Origin of the sequence: Agrilactobacillus fermenti, assembly GCF_047943045.1 — a bacterium.
GTDB lineage: Bacteria > Bacillota > Bacilli > Lactobacillales > Lactobacillaceae > Agrilactobacillus > Agrilactobacillus fermenti.
The window spans coordinates 431,482-446,775 of sequence record NZ_CP181347.1 but is presented as its reverse complement, the minus strand read 5'-3'; the positions used below and the strand labels follow the sequence as shown (position 1 = coordinate 446,775).

The 15,294-nt window shown below is 41.8% G+C and carries 16 protein-coding genes and 1 pseudogene; 4 read left to right on the top strand and 13 right to left on the bottom strand.

The genetic code is table 11. The features are described 5' to 3' along the window. The first annotated feature begins 135 nt into the window (after positions 1-135). The 3 genes from ACNAN0_RS02015 to ACNAN0_RS02005 all read left to right on the top strand — a co-directional run bounded on the left by ACNAN0_RS02015 (position 136) and on the right by ACNAN0_RS02005 (position 3,033). A complete protein-coding gene (locus ACNAN0_RS02015) occupies positions 136-780 on the top strand; it encodes a response regulator transcription factor (protein ID WP_416353719.1) in 645 nt (214 codons plus the stop codon). Beyond that, positions 773-2,143 carry a sensor histidine kinase gene (locus ACNAN0_RS02010; RefSeq protein ID WP_230913327.1) on the top strand — a complete coding sequence of 457 codons (1,371 nt, stop codon included), beginning with the start codon at positions 773-775 and terminating at the stop codon, positions 2,141-2,143. Before ACNAN0_RS02015 ends, ACNAN0_RS02010 begins: the two co-directional genes overlap by 8 nt. A 95-nt stretch (positions 2,144-2,238) precedes the next feature. Then, positions 2,239-3,033 carry an LCP family protein gene (locus ACNAN0_RS02005; RefSeq protein WP_416354220.1) on the top strand — a complete coding sequence of 265 codons (795 nt, stop codon included), beginning with the start codon at positions 2,239-2,241 and terminating at the stop codon, positions 3,031-3,033. Between the two features lies 1 nt (position 3,034). Here ACNAN0_RS02005 and ACNAN0_RS02000 read toward each other — a convergent pair whose 3' ends face one another. The 3 genes from ACNAN0_RS02000 to ACNAN0_RS01990 form a co-directional block, all read right to left on the bottom strand. After that, on the bottom strand, positions 3,035-3,604 hold the full coding sequence (locus tag ACNAN0_RS02000; RefSeq protein WP_416353718.1) for a guanylate kinase: 570 nt from the start codon (positions 3,602-3,604) through the stop codon (positions 3,035-3,037). 86 nt (positions 3,605-3,690) lie between these two features. Further along, on the bottom strand, positions 3,691-4,932 hold the full coding sequence (locus ACNAN0_RS01995) for an NlpC/P60 family protein (protein WP_416353717.1): 1,242 nt from the start codon (positions 4,930-4,932) through the stop codon (positions 3,691-3,693). Continuing rightward, the gene (locus ACNAN0_RS01990; protein WP_416353716.1) at positions 4,932-5,456 is read right to left on the bottom strand and encodes a GNAT family N-acetyltransferase; all 525 of its coding nucleotides are present in this window, start codon (positions 5,454-5,456) and stop codon (positions 4,932-4,934) included. Before ACNAN0_RS01990 ends, ACNAN0_RS01995 begins: the two co-directional genes overlap by 1 nt. Positions 5,457-6,138: 682 nt before the next feature. Between ACNAN0_RS01990 and tyrS the strand changes: the two genes are divergently transcribed. Then, positions 6,139-7,410: a tyrosine--tRNA ligase gene (tyrS, locus tag ACNAN0_RS01985; protein WP_230913300.1), complete on the top strand. Its 1,272-nt coding sequence runs from the start codon at positions 6,139-6,141 to the stop codon at positions 7,408-7,410. A 481-nt stretch (positions 7,411-7,891) separates the two neighbouring features. On the opposite strand, the gene ACNAN0_RS01980 is transcribed toward tyrS, so the two are convergent. The 10 genes and pseudogenes from ACNAN0_RS01980 to folB form a co-directional block, all read right to left on the bottom strand. Further along, positions 7,892-8,260: a transposase gene (locus ACNAN0_RS01980; RefSeq protein WP_416353715.1), complete on the bottom strand. Its 369-nt coding sequence runs from the start codon at positions 8,258-8,260 to the stop codon at positions 7,892-7,894. A 102-nt stretch (positions 8,261-8,362) separates the two neighbouring features. After that, positions 8,363-8,524 carry a hypothetical protein gene (locus ACNAN0_RS01975; RefSeq protein ID WP_416353714.1) on the bottom strand — a complete coding sequence of 54 codons (162 nt, stop codon included), beginning with the start codon at positions 8,522-8,524 and terminating at the stop codon, positions 8,363-8,365. Between the two features lie 29 nt (positions 8,525-8,553). After that, a pseudogene (locus ACNAN0_RS01970) lies at positions 8,554-8,992 on the bottom strand (IS110 family transposase). 459 nt (positions 8,993-9,451) lie between these two features. Further along, positions 9,452-10,639, bottom strand: coding sequence for an MFS transporter (locus ACNAN0_RS01965; protein WP_416353713.1), 1,188 nt, complete (start codon positions 10,637-10,639; stop codon positions 9,452-9,454). Positions 10,640-10,769: 130 nt separating this feature from the next. Then, on the bottom strand, positions 10,770-11,912 hold the full coding sequence (gene folP / locus ACNAN0_RS01960; protein WP_416353712.1) for a dihydropteroate synthase: 1,143 nt from the start codon (positions 11,910-11,912) through the stop codon (positions 10,770-10,772). A 5-nt stretch (positions 11,913-11,917) separates the two neighbouring features. After that, entirely contained in the window at positions 11,918-12,505 is a 588-nt protein-coding gene (locus ACNAN0_RS01955) for a non-canonical purine NTP pyrophosphatase (RefSeq protein WP_416353711.1), read from the bottom strand. After that, positions 12,502-13,824, bottom strand: a complete 1,323-nt coding sequence (locus ACNAN0_RS01950; protein ID WP_416353710.1) for a bifunctional folylpolyglutamate synthase/dihydrofolate synthase — start codon at positions 13,822-13,824, stop codon at positions 12,502-12,504. Before ACNAN0_RS01950 ends, ACNAN0_RS01955 begins: the two co-directional genes overlap by 4 nt. Position 13,825: 1 nt before the next feature. Beyond that, positions 13,826-14,395 carry a GTP cyclohydrolase I FolE gene (gene folE, locus ACNAN0_RS01945; RefSeq protein ID WP_230913295.1) on the bottom strand — a complete coding sequence of 190 codons (570 nt, stop codon included), beginning with the start codon at positions 14,393-14,395 and terminating at the stop codon, positions 13,826-13,828. A gap of 6 nt (positions 14,396-14,401) precedes the next feature. After that, a complete protein-coding gene (folK, locus tag ACNAN0_RS01940; RefSeq protein WP_416353709.1) occupies positions 14,402-14,887 on the bottom strand; it encodes a 2-amino-4-hydroxy-6-hydroxymethyldihydropteridine diphosphokinase in 486 nt (161 codons plus the stop codon). Further along, complete coding sequence (gene folB, locus ACNAN0_RS01935) at positions 14,887-15,243, bottom strand: dihydroneopterin aldolase (protein WP_416354219.1); 357 nt, start codon at positions 15,241-15,243, stop codon at positions 14,887-14,889. Before folB ends, folK begins: the two co-directional genes overlap by 1 nt. Positions 15,244-15,294 lie beyond the last annotated feature (51 nt).

Genomic DNA, 15,294 nt, shown 5'->3' with positions numbered 1-15,294 from the left:
CTTTCGAAGTGACAAAATTGAAATATTTATTAATTTTTCTATAAAAAATCCTTTTATATCGGTATATAAGTTTGCTTATGAACAATGTCACAGAATTGACACAAACATGCGTTATTAATTATATTGAGGTGAATTATGAACATTTTAATTGTCGAAGATAACCTACCTTTACAAAAAATCATTAAGAAATATCTTGAACGCGCCCATTTTTTTGTCTTGACAGCGGCGACCGGTACTGAAGCAATCGATTTGATTGATGCTAAGCCAATCGATTTGGCCGTTGTCGATTGGATGCTGCCCGAAGTGGATGGCTTAGAGGTCATTCGTTATATTCAGGCACTTGGTATGACCAAAACCATCATGTTGACCGCTAAAGACCTGCCTGAAGATGAGATCACATCACTCAAAAATGGTGCCGATGATTTTATTCGTAAACCTTTCAATCCAGATATTTTATTGTTACGGATTCGACACTTATTGAATCTATCCGATGTACGGCGCCTGACCAATTTGACACTTAACCGCAATAACCAAGAAATCATCTGGCAAGGTCAAACCTATACCTTAACCAATAAAGAATTTCAGTTACTCGATGCTTTAGCGCAACAACCTGGGCAGGTATTTTCAAGATTACAGCTGATTGATCGTATCTGGGGCTTAGACTTTGATGGTGACCCACGCGTTGTGGATACTCACGTCAAAAGAATTCGAGAAAAAGTTGATAAAAATATCATTAAGAATAAGCGAGGATTAGGATATTATTTTGAAGAAAATGCATAGTTTACGGCAGCAGCTCTTAGCCATTGTTCTAATGGTGTTATTGCTCGGCTCTCTATTTACCGTTTTAGGTACGAAATACGTGCTGCCTTATTTTTATTGGTATAGCCAACGGCAAAAAGTTACCGATGCAACTTACGCTGTCCATCAAGGCAGCAGTCAGCAGCAAATCCAGGATAAATATGGCGCTAGTGTCATTACCTTATCCGCAAATAAATATAATTTGGCTGACTTTAACGAACAAGTTCAGCTTAAATTTCAACGTCAAGGTGTTGCTTTAAAAAAGATTTGGGTCACGACTCATGATTTAAAACGTGTCCACAATCGCGAAACAGTGGTTAAAAATTATAATCAAACACAGCAGAAATCGACCTTTATGACCACAATGTTTTTATATCATCAACGCATCTATCTGGTCGGTTTGTCAACCGTACACTTCACAGAGACGGCTGGTACTTTCATTAGCTTTTATCTGGCAATGCTGCTATTACTACTGGTGCTCATGATCATTGCGATCCTTTTATTTACGACACCTTTGATTCGAACGATTCGCACTTACCAACACAAAACTAAACAAATCAGGCAACAAGATTTCAGTCCGATGCTTATCTACCCTGCCAACGAATTAGGTGAACTGGGGAAAAATATTGATCTCATGAGTCAAACCATTCAGCAGCATGAGACAGATCTACAACAGCAAAACAAGGCTATTCAGCAACTAAGCTCTGATTTAGCGCATGAGCTAAAAACGCCTTTAACTGTGATTGAAGCCTATGCCCATGCTATTAAAGATGGTATCGAGACTTCTGAAGCCAGTGCTGAGATCATTAGCCAAACAGAACAGCTCACGGCACTCATTAATCAAATGCTGAAATTGATCAAATTACAGCAAGCACCCTCAGACTCTATCCAATCATTAAATCTAGCCGATGTCTTAAACCAACAATTGGCTCGCCTGCAGCCGCTTGCTAAAACAAAGCAATTGACCTTTCAGCTTACGATTGCCAAAGATCTGCCCTCAGTTAAGTTTGCAAAATTGGATGTCCAACTCCTGTTGACCAATTTATTAACCAACGCTATCCGTTACGCTGATCAAGGACCGATTTCGATCCAATTGGCCCTTGTCAACACACAGCTCGTCTTAACGGTCACCAACTCGTTTAATGGCACGATCAAAGACAGTGCCCAACTCCTAAAGCCATTTACCGTTGGCGCAACCTCAAGAAGTACGACAGAATCTGGCAGTGGCCTTGGTTTGGCTATTGTTCAAGCAATCGTTCAAAAATATCACGGCCAGCTAACTGTTAAAGCAGCACAACACCGATTTTCGGTAACGATCCACTTTGCCACGGAAATGCCACATTAAAAAAGTAGGCTTACCTCAACAAATATTTGGAGGTAAGCCTATTGTTTTCTAAAATAAATTCAACTCACAAAATTATGAAAATGAGCCTTATTTTGATGATTTTACTTAGTCTATTTTTATGTATCCAACCACGATCTACCGCTACCGCTGCTACCCAAAAGCCCTTTAATATCCTGCTTTTAGGAACAGATACTGGTGCTCTAGGCCGTAATGACCGTGGCCGCACCGACACGATGATTCTAGCCACGATCAACCCACAAAAAGGCCTTTGCCATCTGACAAGTATTGAGCGCGACATTCCTATTAAGATTGCCGGTAAACAACTCAAACTCAATAGCGCCTATACGGTAGGTGGCCTTAAACTGGTACGTGCAAAAATTGCGACTCTATTAAATGTCACGATTTCTTATTATGCTGTGGTAAATATGCATAGCGTGACCCAAATCATGCAGGCAGTTGGCAAAATAACCGTTCAAAATTCACTGGACTTCACATTTGATCATCATCACTTTACAAAGGGTAAGCTGACTTTAACCCCAAGCCAAGCGCTCAGTTACATGCGGATGCGTTATCAGGACCCCAGAGGAGACTATGGTCGGCAACTCCGCCAGCAGCAAGTCCTCAAGGCTAGTTTTCAAAAATTAACGCAGCAGAAGCAGCTGCACAATCTACCAAAATATCTTCGCATTGCCAAAAACGCTGGATTTAAAACAAATTTACCACTTACAAGACTCGCAGTTAGTCAGGTAAGTGGTAAAGGCATCCATCATATTCAATCTGATCAGCTTAACGGCACGGAACAGTTGATCAATGGCCAATCACTTCAAAAAATTACATCAACCGAACGGCACCGCGTACACCGACAAATCCAGCAAGTACTGCAAAATTAACTCAATCGTCTAGCTGCAACATTAACTGATTCAATTTAGCCGTCGTTGCTTGCCAATGATCATTGACAATGATCTTGACATGCCGCTGTAATGAGGTTGGAACTTGCAAATCACGGATATACTCATCTGAATGAATGCGCTGCTGTAAAGCCGTCACGCTATCACCACGTTGAACCATCCGTTCTTTTAACTGATCCGGATCATTGACCGTTAAATACAAAATCGTTACTAACTCAGGGAAACGTTGTAAATAAGTTTGGGCACCAGCCGTATCTAACACGAGACATACTAAGCGGTTCTTCTTAAAGGCTCGCTCCAGCCCTTCTTCAGAAGAGCCATATAAATGCCCACCATAAGTGACGTGTTCAATAAAATGATTTTTGAAAAATGAGGCCTCAGTCTCAAAATAATAATCTACCCCGTCAGCCTCACCTTGCCGAGGTGAACGCGTCGTATGAGTCAATACTCGGGTTACCCCAAACTGTTGCTCCAAATAGTGGCTGACCGTTGTCTTGCCAGTACCGGCAGCGCCAGTGATCACAATCAAATGACGTTCTTGTGTCCTCATCATCGTTTTGTCGCTCCCTAAATTATTTACTGACAATCATAGCATAGTCCCCTAGTTAGACAAAAGGATTAACTGTTCAGAACTTAAATTTAATAACGCCGGCCGAAATCAGGTCGGAACCAAGCAATGCTTCCGATTTTGACATTCTCACCCGGTTGCGGTGCATGAATGTATTGGCCGTTACCAATATAAATAGCTACATGATGGGCGGTACCAACACCACCCCAGAATAATAGGTCGCCTGGTTGTAAATTATTTAGGCTCACATATTGCCCAACTGTGCTCTGGCCCTGAGAAACTCGAGGCACAGTTTTACCTTCTAGTTTATAACAATAATAAACCAAACCTGAACAATCGAAACCGGCCGGAGTCGTACCACCCCACACATAGGGGACACCTAAATATTGCATGGCATCTTGAATAATCTTGTTATTAGCAGCACTACTAGGTAAATTGGCATTGAGTTCAGCTTGATAATCACTATTATTCGCAGCTAAATCGGCCCCAGATGCCGTTGCCGTGGTTGCAGCACTTGTTGCCTCCGTCTGTTGATTCGCTGCTGCAGCCTGCGTCTGTGCTGCTTTAGCCTGGGCTGCTTTTAAGGCAGCTTCAATTTGAGCCTGCTTATCCTGAGCAGCCTTCAGCTGATCTTGCAGACCAGAAGTAGCTGCTTGGTTCGCATTCAACTGGTTTTGCAGCTGCGTCTGCTGGTTGGTCGCTTCTAACTTAGCAGTATCTAATTTTGCCTTTTCCGTTTCTAGCTGCTGCTTAGCATTGACCAATGCCGCTTGTTGGGTTTGTTGTTGATCTTTAAAAGTTTGTAATTTCTGCTGGGCATCCGTTAAGGCTGTCAAAGCCGCATGATTAGCAGTATTGATTTTTTGCACAGCAACAGCTCGGCTCACAATATCCGATAAATCGGACCCACTTAAAATAAAATCTGCATAAACATTTCCTAAAGCACTCTTATTGGACTGCTTTTGCAGATTCACTAATTGACTTTGCAAAGTTTGCCGTCTTTGCTTAACTTCTTTTTGGGTCTTAGTGATCTTAGTATCTAGTTTTGCTAATTTGGCCTGGTTAGCACTGATATTCTTTTGGGTTTTACTGATCTCTAAAGTTTTATTAGCGACTTGATTGTTTAATTGAGCGACCTTATTCTCTTGATCTTGAATTTGCTGATTCAAGTCATTACTTTGCGCTTTATTCGCATCTAACGCATTTTGCGCCTCACTAACTTCATCTGCTAAAACAACTGAAGTGGATAAAATACTAGTGGTCAAGCCAACTAAAAATAAGGTCATGAAGCCAAATTTATATCTGTGTTTCATCAACTGTTGCCTCCCACAACGCTAGGGGTAAGCTGTTTACCTAAAATCAATAACGAATAATGTTTTTGATCCATAATTGCGACGTCAGGTAAATCGCCCCATATTTGATAATGATTTTTTTTAAATAAATGTACACTGGGTTGATTGTGCTTAAAGATAAAAGCCACAATCGTTTCTAAACCGAGTTGTCTGGCCTTTGTCTCCGCAAAAGTCAATACTTTTTGACCTAAATGCTGGTGCTGTACCGCAGCAGTTAAGTAAATAGAAATTTCTTTTGTCTGCTTATAAGCTGGACGACCATAAAAGTCTGAAAAGCTGAACCAGCCCACGATTTTATTTGCTAAGACAGCAACCCAGATGCCTTGATGACCTTGCTGGTGTGCCGTAAACCAAGGCTGTCGTGCCGCAACGGTTAACGGTTCGGTATCTGCCGTCGCTAGCCGGCCGGGAATACTTTCATTATATATGGCAACGATTGTCGCCAAATCTTTGAAGGTTGCTGTTCGAAAGGTTAGTTCGTTCATTAGGTGCCTCGCTTAATCTTGACATAATCTTACACATACTATAATACGTGAAAGAATTCCAATATGGTGTCAATTTTTATAAGAATTTATCCAATTATTGAAAGCTAGCATTTGTTTCATTAATTAATGCCTACAAATTTCCCTGCGATAGCTTATAGGCTATCATAAATCAATGAAGAAAATAGAGTTTGATTACTACGATTAGTCTGAATTCAAAGAGTTCTTAGACAGCCTCCCCAAACAAGACGCGGCAAAACTAGTTGTAACAATTCAAAAATTGAAAATGGTTCTATGACTGTATCTACTAAAATTTTATCAGAAATTGCCCAAGCAACTAAACAACAGCTAACAATTAAATTTACACCACTAACTTAATTGATTCAGTCATTTATCCGTCCCCTTGCTTGATTTTGCGTATTAATTCAGTTATTCTAAGTTTATTAGTTTTCTGTATAGTAATGATAGGAGCCCTTCGCCAGAGAGTCGGCATTGTTGAGAACCGATGAATCTCCTAAGCATGAATTACGCAGAAACATATGGACTAACCGGCTGATCTCGTTATGGATCATTCAAGTTGATGCGTAAGCATAACGCGGGTGGTACCGCGGATCAAATGACTGATTCGTCCCAATCGATTTTTTCGATTGGGCTTTTTTTATTCTAAATTTAAGGATGGTATCTTATGACAGAAGTAAAGCAAAATCAAATCATTGATGAATTAGCATGGCGTGGTGCAGTCAACCAAATGACTGATGAACAGGGCTTAAAAGAACTTGTCAACGAAAAAGCCATTTCTCTATATTGTGGTGTCGATCCAACCGGCGACTCTTTACATATTGGCCACTTGATTCCCTTCATGATGCTTAAACGTTTCCAAGAAGCCGGCCACCATCCCGTTATCGTCATCGGTGGTGGTACTGGTGCAATTGGCGATCCTTCCGGTAAAAAATCTGAACGTGTTTTACAAACCATGGATCAAGTTAAACACAATGAAGCTGCATTGACTGGCCAAATGGAAAAACTATTTGGTACGGATAATTTTACGATCGTTAATAACTATGACTGGCTATCCAAGATCAGCTTATTAGACTTCTTACGTGATTTTGGTAAATTGTTTAACGTCAATACCATGTTGAACAAAGAAATCGTTGCTTCCCGCTTAGAAGTCGGTATTTCTTATACTGAATTCACTTACCAAATTCTGCAATCCATCGATTTCTTGACCCTATATAAAGAACATGATGTACAGCTACAAATTGGTGGGGCTGATCAATGGGGCAATATCACTGCTGGTATTGACCTTATCCATCGTCAAGAAGGCCAAGAAGCTAAGGTATTTGGCCTAACAATTCCTTTAATGTTAAAAGCTGATGGTACAAAGTTTGGTAAAACGGCTGGTGGGGCTGTCTGGTTGGATCCAGAAAAAACGACACCTTACGAATTCTACCAATTCTGGCTAAATCAAGATGATCGCGATGTCGTCAAATACTTAAAATACTTTACATTCTTAAGTAAAGCTGAGATCGATGATTTAGCTGAAAGTGTTAAGACTGCCCCTGAGAAACGCTTAGCACAACGACGTCTAGCCGAAGAAGTCACTGAATTTGTCCATGGTAAAGCTGCTGTTGAAGAAGCTGAACATATTTCTAAAGCTTTATTCTCCGGTGAACTAAAGACTTTAACTGCCCATGAAATTGAACAAGGATTCAAAGGCATGCCAAGCGTTACGATCAAAAATGAAGTTCGGCCACTAGTTGAACTACTGGTGGACGATACCAAAATCGAACCTTCTCGGCGCCAAGCACGCGAGGACATCAAGAACGGCGCGATTTACATCAATGGTGAACGCCAGCAAGATCTTGATTTTCAAGTCGATCCAAATACTGACTTTGACGGCAAATTCGTCATTATCCGTAAGGGTAAAAAGAAATACACGTTGCTGCGCGTAAAATAAAAACCTATGAGTATCAAAAAGTGGCTGAGACAAAACTAACGTTTTGTTTTCAGCCACTTGTTAATTACGAATATTTATTGCTTAAACGTGTGCCAAAAGGCAATGTCCTCACTCAACGACGAATCACTCAAATGGAAAAGCCCACCATTTATCGTGACTCTTGTTAGTGCTCGGCCACTGAACGCCTTTTGTCTCACTCTCTTTCCTACGATTAGTCAAGTGTTAATTCCAACTAAATCATCTGTTAATGAATCAATGTCTATTGTATAAGGTTTGCGTCACTTGAGTATGCTTCACCCCCATGGGGGCGAAATTAGGGTAACTCAAATACACCGCGATCGGTTGCTTTTTCAGATCTATATCGTGGTATACTTGATTTTATAAGGTGTCAGGCCTTATTGGGCTTCGAGCCCGTGATATAACTTATAGTTATATGTTTGGTGACTTTTAATCATGACAAACAGACATTTGATCAGTTTATTCATGCAAGCCACCGTTGCGACCTTATCCAATTTTGGATTAGGTCCTTTTTTCGTAAGCGATAATAAAAGTCGACAATATGATTGGGCACCTTGGTCAAGCCGTAGACTCGACGCATATTGGCCACTGTTAAATAAAATAAGCCACGGGCGTAAGGATCGCCACGTTTATTGATATGATCAATCGCTCGGTAAGTACCAGATTGGTATTGTCTTAAGTCGATGCCGATATAAGCATTGATCTGTTTGGCATTGTCAAAGCGGGTGAAATCACCGACCTCACCAATGATTCGGCTAGCTGTCAATTCACCAATGCCAGGCATAGAAGTCAAGATCTCAAATTCTGGTAAAGCTTTCGCTTGCGCTATCAATTGTTTCTGTATTTCTCTTTTTGCTGGATCAACGCTTTGAGCTCATGGGCATAATAACGAACTTCGGCTACTTGCACATTGCCCTCGTGGGCGGCTGGCGCACTACTCTTTAGCATAATCTAAAAGTGCCTCAGCTTTTTGGGTCGCTTTTGTTTTGGAGAGCTTTTTATCCGTATTTTTCATCAATTGGTTGCGTAATTTGATGTGCCCTAAGCCTTTAACAAAGTCTGGGTGCGGATAGAGTTCAATAATATTCAATGCCAATTTAGAAACTCTGCTGCTAAATAAAGCCTCTAATTCGGAAAAGTCTGTTGGAGCGTGGTATGGAGCCAAAGTTGATGAAGTTTGATATCTTTGATCATCCGTTGATAGAAACGGTTCAATTCTCTGAGTGTGCCATAGATCGGTTTCTGTTGCGTAAATAGGCGGTAAGTATTGTCATAAGCGGCTAAACCGATCTTGCGGGCGTCTGTGGTGTCGTTCTTGATGCGGCGAAGATCTTGCGTATCGAATGAAGTTGTAGGGGTTCAACTGAGTGAATGCCCAATGCTGGTCAGTGCAGAAACGGACTAGCGGTCGTGAATAAATGCCTGTGGCTTCAAAATATAAGGTGGGGTGCTCTAGTTCTGCCACGGTCGTGGCTAACTTTTGAAACCCAGTTTTTGTATGATGAAACGCGTACTCATCAATACATTTGTGGTCGTGATAAACAGCCACGTTACTTTTTCCCATTGAAACATCGATACCGATCAGATCGGTCATCGAACAACATCTTCTTTCTTGTGATTAGAACACTAACTACTCCTGGATCTCATTTCCGATACCCGAGCTCGAAGCTCCACAAACTTAAAATTGATTAACAGAAGGTAGTAGTGAAAGCCAGTTTTTTTACGGCTCGAAGCCCCATAGAGTGCGATCGGCTTTAACACTGATTATCACACGAAACGTTGATCATCGAGGAATATACTCTACTTGATACCAAGAAACGTTTTTTGATCACATAAATTTACCAAAAGATAGGACGGCTCGAAGCCCCAATGAGTGAACGGTATTTTTATAATTGATCAAAAAAGATCTGTTGACCGAAGTAAGAATATACTTCATCAACAGATCTAATCTTAGTATGTTTTGTTTACCCATATGCAAAAAAATGCTTTCATTTAACAAACTTTGCGTTTATTCAAACTTTAATTATTTAGAAATGACTTTTTGACTGGACTGAATAAAAATTTGGCCAAAAATAATTGTAACGATTGCAACTACAAGCAAAACGATTAATGGCACGGTCCAACTATGACTCAATTGGCGCGTTGCTCCGAAAATTGTCGGTCCACTGGCAGCCAATAAGTATCCCACTGACTGAACCAAGCCGCCGACAGAGCTGGCATCCGCCCCATCGATTGAAATTTCGGTAATCAAGCTCAATGACAGTGAAAAAGTCGCTGCCGTCGTGATTCCTAATAGCAAACTGATCATAACTAAAATTGGCGTTGCTGAACTAGTGGTAAACATTAAGCCGATACCTACCACATATCCTACGGCAAATGCCAAATTCACCTTAAATAACCTGGCCCGGCTGTGCGCTGCCCGCGGTACAAAATATGAAAATGGCATCCCAATGATTTGGAACAAGGCCACTAACCAGCCGGCTTTAGTTGCGGAGCTGTGATGAGACATCATGACACTCGGCAGCCAAGCAACTAACGTATAAAAAACAAAAGATTGTAATCCCATAAAAATGGCTAGTAACCAGACATGACGTCGGCGCCACGCTGCTGGATAGGCCGTATTTCTAGAAGCTGCCACGGTCGCCTGTTCTGATGCGGCAGGGCCTTGCGCGCGTCCCAAAAATAACGAGCCGATAAAGGCAATAATTGCTGGAATCGAAAACATTTGGATGGCAATCTGCCAGCTAAAATGATTGGCTAAAGGCACGATAATGCCACCGACCAACGCCGAAAATAAATTGATAGAAGCCGTATAAACACCATTCAAAAATGAAGATTTCTCCGGATGCCATTCCACGATCATTGTTGGTAGTGTCACATTCAACAACGTAATGGCTGCACCAACAAAAACCGTCCCTACAAATAAGCCCCAGCTCACATATACGCGCAATAAGTTAGCCACTGCCAGCATAACTAGCGCTAAACGCAGAGTAAATGTCGTCCCCATGCGTTTGATCAACTGACCAGCAAAAATCGATAAAAATCCAAAACACAAAAGTGGAATCGTAGTGACGGCACCCATTTGGGCTGAATCAAGTTGGAAAAAGCTTTGAATTTTATTGGTCAGCGGTGGTAAAGCCGTAATTGCCACGCGTAAATTAGCTGACAATAGAAAAATTTCAAAAGTAAAATTAATGCGTTTGTGTTGCACAACATCCCCACCCTATTTAATGATGACTAATGGGTCTATTATACGCGTGGTGATGTTCGCAAAAAAAGTACTAATTTCAGCGATCAACCACTGAAATTAGTACTTTTTAAATTAAATCAATCAATTTAGATCAACTTTTAATTTCATCATTTTCCTTATCAATCAAAAATGAGGTATTAATGGCTTTTAGCAATTTAATCATATCCGCTGTTGCCTTGACATCATGAACGCGAATCAAACGCCCACCTTGCTGGATCATGACCGTTTCACTGACAATGGTCGGTAATAAGCGATTATCTTTAGCCAAACCCAAGAGTTTGCCATAAAAACCCTTATTCGAAACAGCCACCATGGTCGGCCGACCAAAAATATTGAGTTCACTTAAAGAACGCATGAAAGCAAAATCTTGAATATTATCCGCATTGGCAGAGTACCCGATACCCTGATCCAGCGCAATGGCTTCATAGTCTAAATCAGCTTCCTGCAGTAACATTTCCATATTAGTCTTGAAAAATTGGCGGATATTTGGAGTCAAACTATCCTTATATGGCCGTCCGCGATTTTCATGCATTGTCAGTACTGCTGGTTGATACTCCCGCAATAACCGCAACTTTTCTGGATCATCATTGAAGCCATTCACATCGTTGATCACGTCGGCACCAGCCGCCAGAACAGCCCGCATAACGGGTGCCTTATACGTATCTACTGCCACGACCACATCAGGATAAGCTTGTTTAATCGCTTTGACCTGAGGAACAGTGCGTTTGATCTCAACTTCTGGCGTAATCGGTTTAAAGCCCGGTCGCGTTGTTTGACCACCCACTTCGATCACCTTAGCACCGGCTTCAACATCCGCTGCCACCCGCTGCATGACTGCGTCCATGTCCTTCAATACCCCACCATCATAAAACGAATCTGGTGAGGTATTAATGATCGAATAAACAATAGGTTCAGTGGTCAGATTTAAGCTAAAGTTACGGCCACGCCACCAAACTTGATGTTCTGACCAGATTTGTTGGATCTGCGTGCGTAAAGCTGTTGCTGATTCATGGGTTAAAAATGCATGCTTAAAAGCTTCAAACTGATAGATATCAAATTTAATTGCAAAATTAGTGCCCAATTGCTGATATAAGACATCTAGGTCTGCCAATAATGGCCGCAGCCAACCTTGTTCAGCCGTTGTTAAATCGGTCAAAGTCAATTGGATTTGATAGGGATCAAAGGTTGTCCGTGTTGCCAACTGGAATAGATCTTTTTGCTCAGATATTTTCATATCAATTACCTCATTTGTTGGATTAAGTGCGTCATAGCTTGATAACGGTGCCCCAAGCGCATCCGAACCATTGGCGATAACTGAGCAAGTGTCTGCTGAAAACCAGTTGGGATGACAATACGGTCTAAATCAAATCCGCCCGTCCCCATGGCTTGCAGTGCAACATGCCCGGTTAAATAGCCGGTTGCGTGGTAGATTCCCCGATAATTTCGCAGCACTAGATGTGTGACCATCGTAATGCCCCGCCGTTCTAACGGCGCTTCCTCCAATAACTGTAGTAAGTATGTTACATGATCTTGACTGCTTTTTGCAAATTCTCTTTTTGTAGCTTCATTAAATCGATTGGGCAAAAAATCAAGGTGAATGCCCGAATCATCACCCAGAGCTGGATAAGATCGCTGTAATTTCTGCCAAATAAATCCGGCTTTTTGCTGCGCATTTTGAACGTAATCAAGGGTCTCTTCTGGAAATTGGAACTTGGTTGCGGCAACGGTTTGATAATTAACTGCCTGTAGCCCAAACAACGCCGAAATTGCACTAAGTTCTTGTGACTTGTCTTGATTATTGCTGGCGATTAGAATTGGTTGTTTCATGACTTTGGTACCTGCCGCAGTAAATAAAAAGAACCCAAGACAAAGATCACTGGATCTTTGAGTGTTGCTGCCAGAGCTAAAGCTTGCTGATAAGCTGCTCGCGGGGCAGCTAGTGCTTGAATAGCTTTCGCCTCAGGCAACTGTTGAATCAGCCAATCAGCTAACGTGGCTGCCGGTAAGGCACGCTTAGGATTATCAGGCGTTGTTGCGATAAAGTAAGCTGATAATGTCCGAAAATTTTGTAGCGCCGCTTGGACATTCTTATCAGCTAAAAAGCCCACAACAATAATCAATTCATGCCTTTGACTGGTTTGAGCTAATAACGGCATAATACCACGAATGGCATCAGGATTATGACCGCCATCAATATAAACCGGTGGCTGCTTATGAACCCGCGTCAATCGACCCATTAACGTGGCCGACTGCAGAACAGTCTGAATCATCTCTGTTGTAATAAGTCTTGTTTGCACTTTTTGATTATAAACATGAACGAATGCCAAGACAGTCGCCAAATTTTTAACTTGATAGGCACCAGCTAAATTTAAATGTAACGGAATAGCTTGCTCCTGTGTTTGAAAAAGCAAGTCTGTGCCATTCAGATCAGCCCGCTGAACCACTAGCTGGCTGGTTTTAGCGTGATGATAATAGGCTTGACGCTGAGCCGCCAAATCGGCAATGATCTGATCCACTATTGGATATTGCGCCGGATAGTTGATTACTTCGGCTTGTGGGCGAATGATTCGGGCTTTAGTGGTAGCAATGGCGGTAATCGTATTGCCCAGTAAAGCCATATGGTCCAAATCAATATGGGTAAAGACATCATAAGCTGCTGTCGCAATGGCATTGGTGGCATCCAACTCACCGCCGAGCCCGCATTCTAAAATCACCCAGGCCACTTGCGCTTGGCGGAAAACCAGCATTGCAATCAAGAACCAGCATTCAAATTCCGATAATTGGGTTAAAGCTAGCTGCCGCTGCTGTAAAGCCGTCAATAATTCATTAAAGGCTTGATTAAAGGCCGCATAACTGACTAATTGACCGTTAAGTTGAATCATTTCTCGATCTTCATAAATTGCCGGACTCGAAAATCGCCCAACCCGCAGGCCCGCCTGCTGCAATAACTCACCAATCAAATAGCCAGTCGACCCTTTACCGTTAGTCCCACAAATATGCACAATTTTAAAACTCAGATCTGGGTGGTCACACGCTGTTAGGACTTGCCGCAACAATTCGATACGATTTTCAGAACCGTATCGCATCGTGGTTTTGATTAATTTTAAATATTCATGGAATTGAACTTCATCGTTGATCTTTGTCATTTTAAATGTCCTGTAATTGCAACATTAAGTCTTGCCGCGTCTGAGGTTCTTTGAAACGGCCGCTATAAAAGCTGGTGCGCGTCTGGCTATTCGCCTTTTTGACCCCGCGCATTTCCATACACATATGCCGTGCTTTCACCATCACTGCAATACCTGCTGGATGTAAAATATCAGCCAGATTTGTCGCGATATCAGCTGTTACATTCTCTTGTAGCGTTGGTTTCTTAGTAACAAAATCTACCAATCTTGGAATCTTGCTTAAGCCGATAATTTTGCCGTCTTTAGGGATATAAGCTACCGTAGCTGTACCAAAAAAAGGCAATAAATGATGTTCACACATACTATAGAAAGGAATATCTTTCACTAGAACGATCTCGTCTTCATCATGATCGGAATCAAAAATTTTGTAGTCCGTAAATTTTTGTTCTGACAAGGAACTAAATACTTCTGCATACATGCGCGCCACCCGGGCTGGTGTTTCCAGCAGACCAGGCCGATTAGGATCTTCACCCACAGCCGTTAAAATCTGCTTGACGGCTTGTTCAATTGCTTGTTGGTTTGTTTCATTCAATACGATTCACACTCCATTAAAAACTTGTAATGCTTGAGTGTCCCCTAATTGCGTTTGAGCAGCTTTCACTTGGGCATAATAGGGATCAGTCGGGGGTAATATGTCTAACAAAGGAACCAATACAAAACGACGGTTAAAAGTTTCCGGATGTGGAATTGTCAAAACAGTGGTTTGCACCGTTTCATGATCATAAAAAATAATATCCAAATCAATCGTTCGCGGTCCCCAATGGATCTTCCGAACCCGGTGTAACCCCTGCTCAATCTGATGCAGCACCTCTAATAAGGCACTTGGTGTTAATGCCGTTTCAAGACGAACCGCAGCATTGATAAAGTCATCTTGGGGCACACCGCCCACCGGTGCCGTTTGGTAAAACTTAGAAGTTGCCAGTATGTCAATTTCCGGCTTGGCTGCTAATTCAGCAATCGCCGTTCGCAGCTGTCCAACTTTATCTCCTAAGTTAGCCCCGATACTTAAATAGACTTCTGGCATCACCCCTGCACCTCGATCTCCACATTATCCATAATGCCATCGATTGGGGTATTCAACTTGCGAATCCGCACAGTTACGTGAGTTACTTGTTCAGCATAAGTAGCCTTGACGGCATTCATAATGTCCGTCGCCAACGTTTCGACTAAGTCCACCCGGCTAGTTGAAACAATTTTTTGAATCTGACGATAAACGGCGCCATAACTAATGGTCTGAGTCAAATCATCATGAATCTGCTGCACATCCACTTTGGTTTGCAAGGCAACATCAATTTCTAAATCCTGACCGATTTTCTTTTCCTCAGGATAAACACCAATATGGCCGTGAAACTTCATATTATTTAAACGCACGCTCAACATTTGCGTCACGCCCTTTTTTAATTAATCTTCATGCGTTACAAACTGTTTCAA

Bases quoted from the DNA above. Each gene is read 5' to 3' on its own strand.
- tyrS (WP_230913300.1), top strand. From the start codon at position 6,139: ATGACAGAAGTAAAGCAAAATCAAATCATTGATGAATTAGCATGGCGT.
- ACNAN0_RS01955 (WP_416353711.1), bottom strand. From the start codon at position 12,505: ATGAAACAACCAATTCTAATCGCCAGCAATAATCAAGACAAGTCACAA.
- ACNAN0_RS02015 (WP_416353719.1), top strand. From the start codon at position 136: ATGAACATTTTAATTGTCGAAGATAACCTACCTTTACAAAAAATCATT.
- ACNAN0_RS02010 (WP_230913327.1), top strand. From the start codon at position 773: ATGCATAGTTTACGGCAGCAGCTCTTAGCCATTGTTCTAATGGTGTTA.
- folB (WP_416354219.1), bottom strand. From the start codon at position 15,243: ATGTTGAGCGTGCGTTTAAATAATATGAAGTTTCACGGCCATATTGGT.
- ACNAN0_RS02000 (WP_416353718.1), bottom strand. From the start codon at position 3,604: ATGATGAGGACACAAGAACGTCATTTGATTGTGATCACTGGCGCTGCC.
- ACNAN0_RS01990 (WP_416353716.1), bottom strand. From the start codon at position 5,456: ATGAACGAACTAACCTTTCGAACAGCAACCTTCAAAGATTTGGCGACA.
- ACNAN0_RS01950 (WP_416353710.1), bottom strand. From the start codon at position 13,824: ATGACAAAGATCAACGATGAAGTTCAATTCCATGAATATTTAAAATTA.
- ACNAN0_RS01995 (WP_416353717.1), bottom strand. From the start codon at position 4,932: ATGAAACACAGATATAAATTTGGCTTCATGACCTTATTTTTAGTTGGC.
- ACNAN0_RS02005 (WP_416354220.1), top strand. From the start codon at position 2,239: ATGATTTTACTTAGTCTATTTTTATGTATCCAACCACGATCTACCGCT.
- folK (WP_416353709.1), bottom strand. From the start codon at position 14,887: ATGCCAGAAGTCTATTTAAGTATCGGGGCTAACTTAGGAGATAAAGTT.
- folP (WP_416353712.1), bottom strand. From the start codon at position 11,912: ATGAAAATATCTGAGCAAAAAGATCTATTCCAGTTGGCAACACGGACA.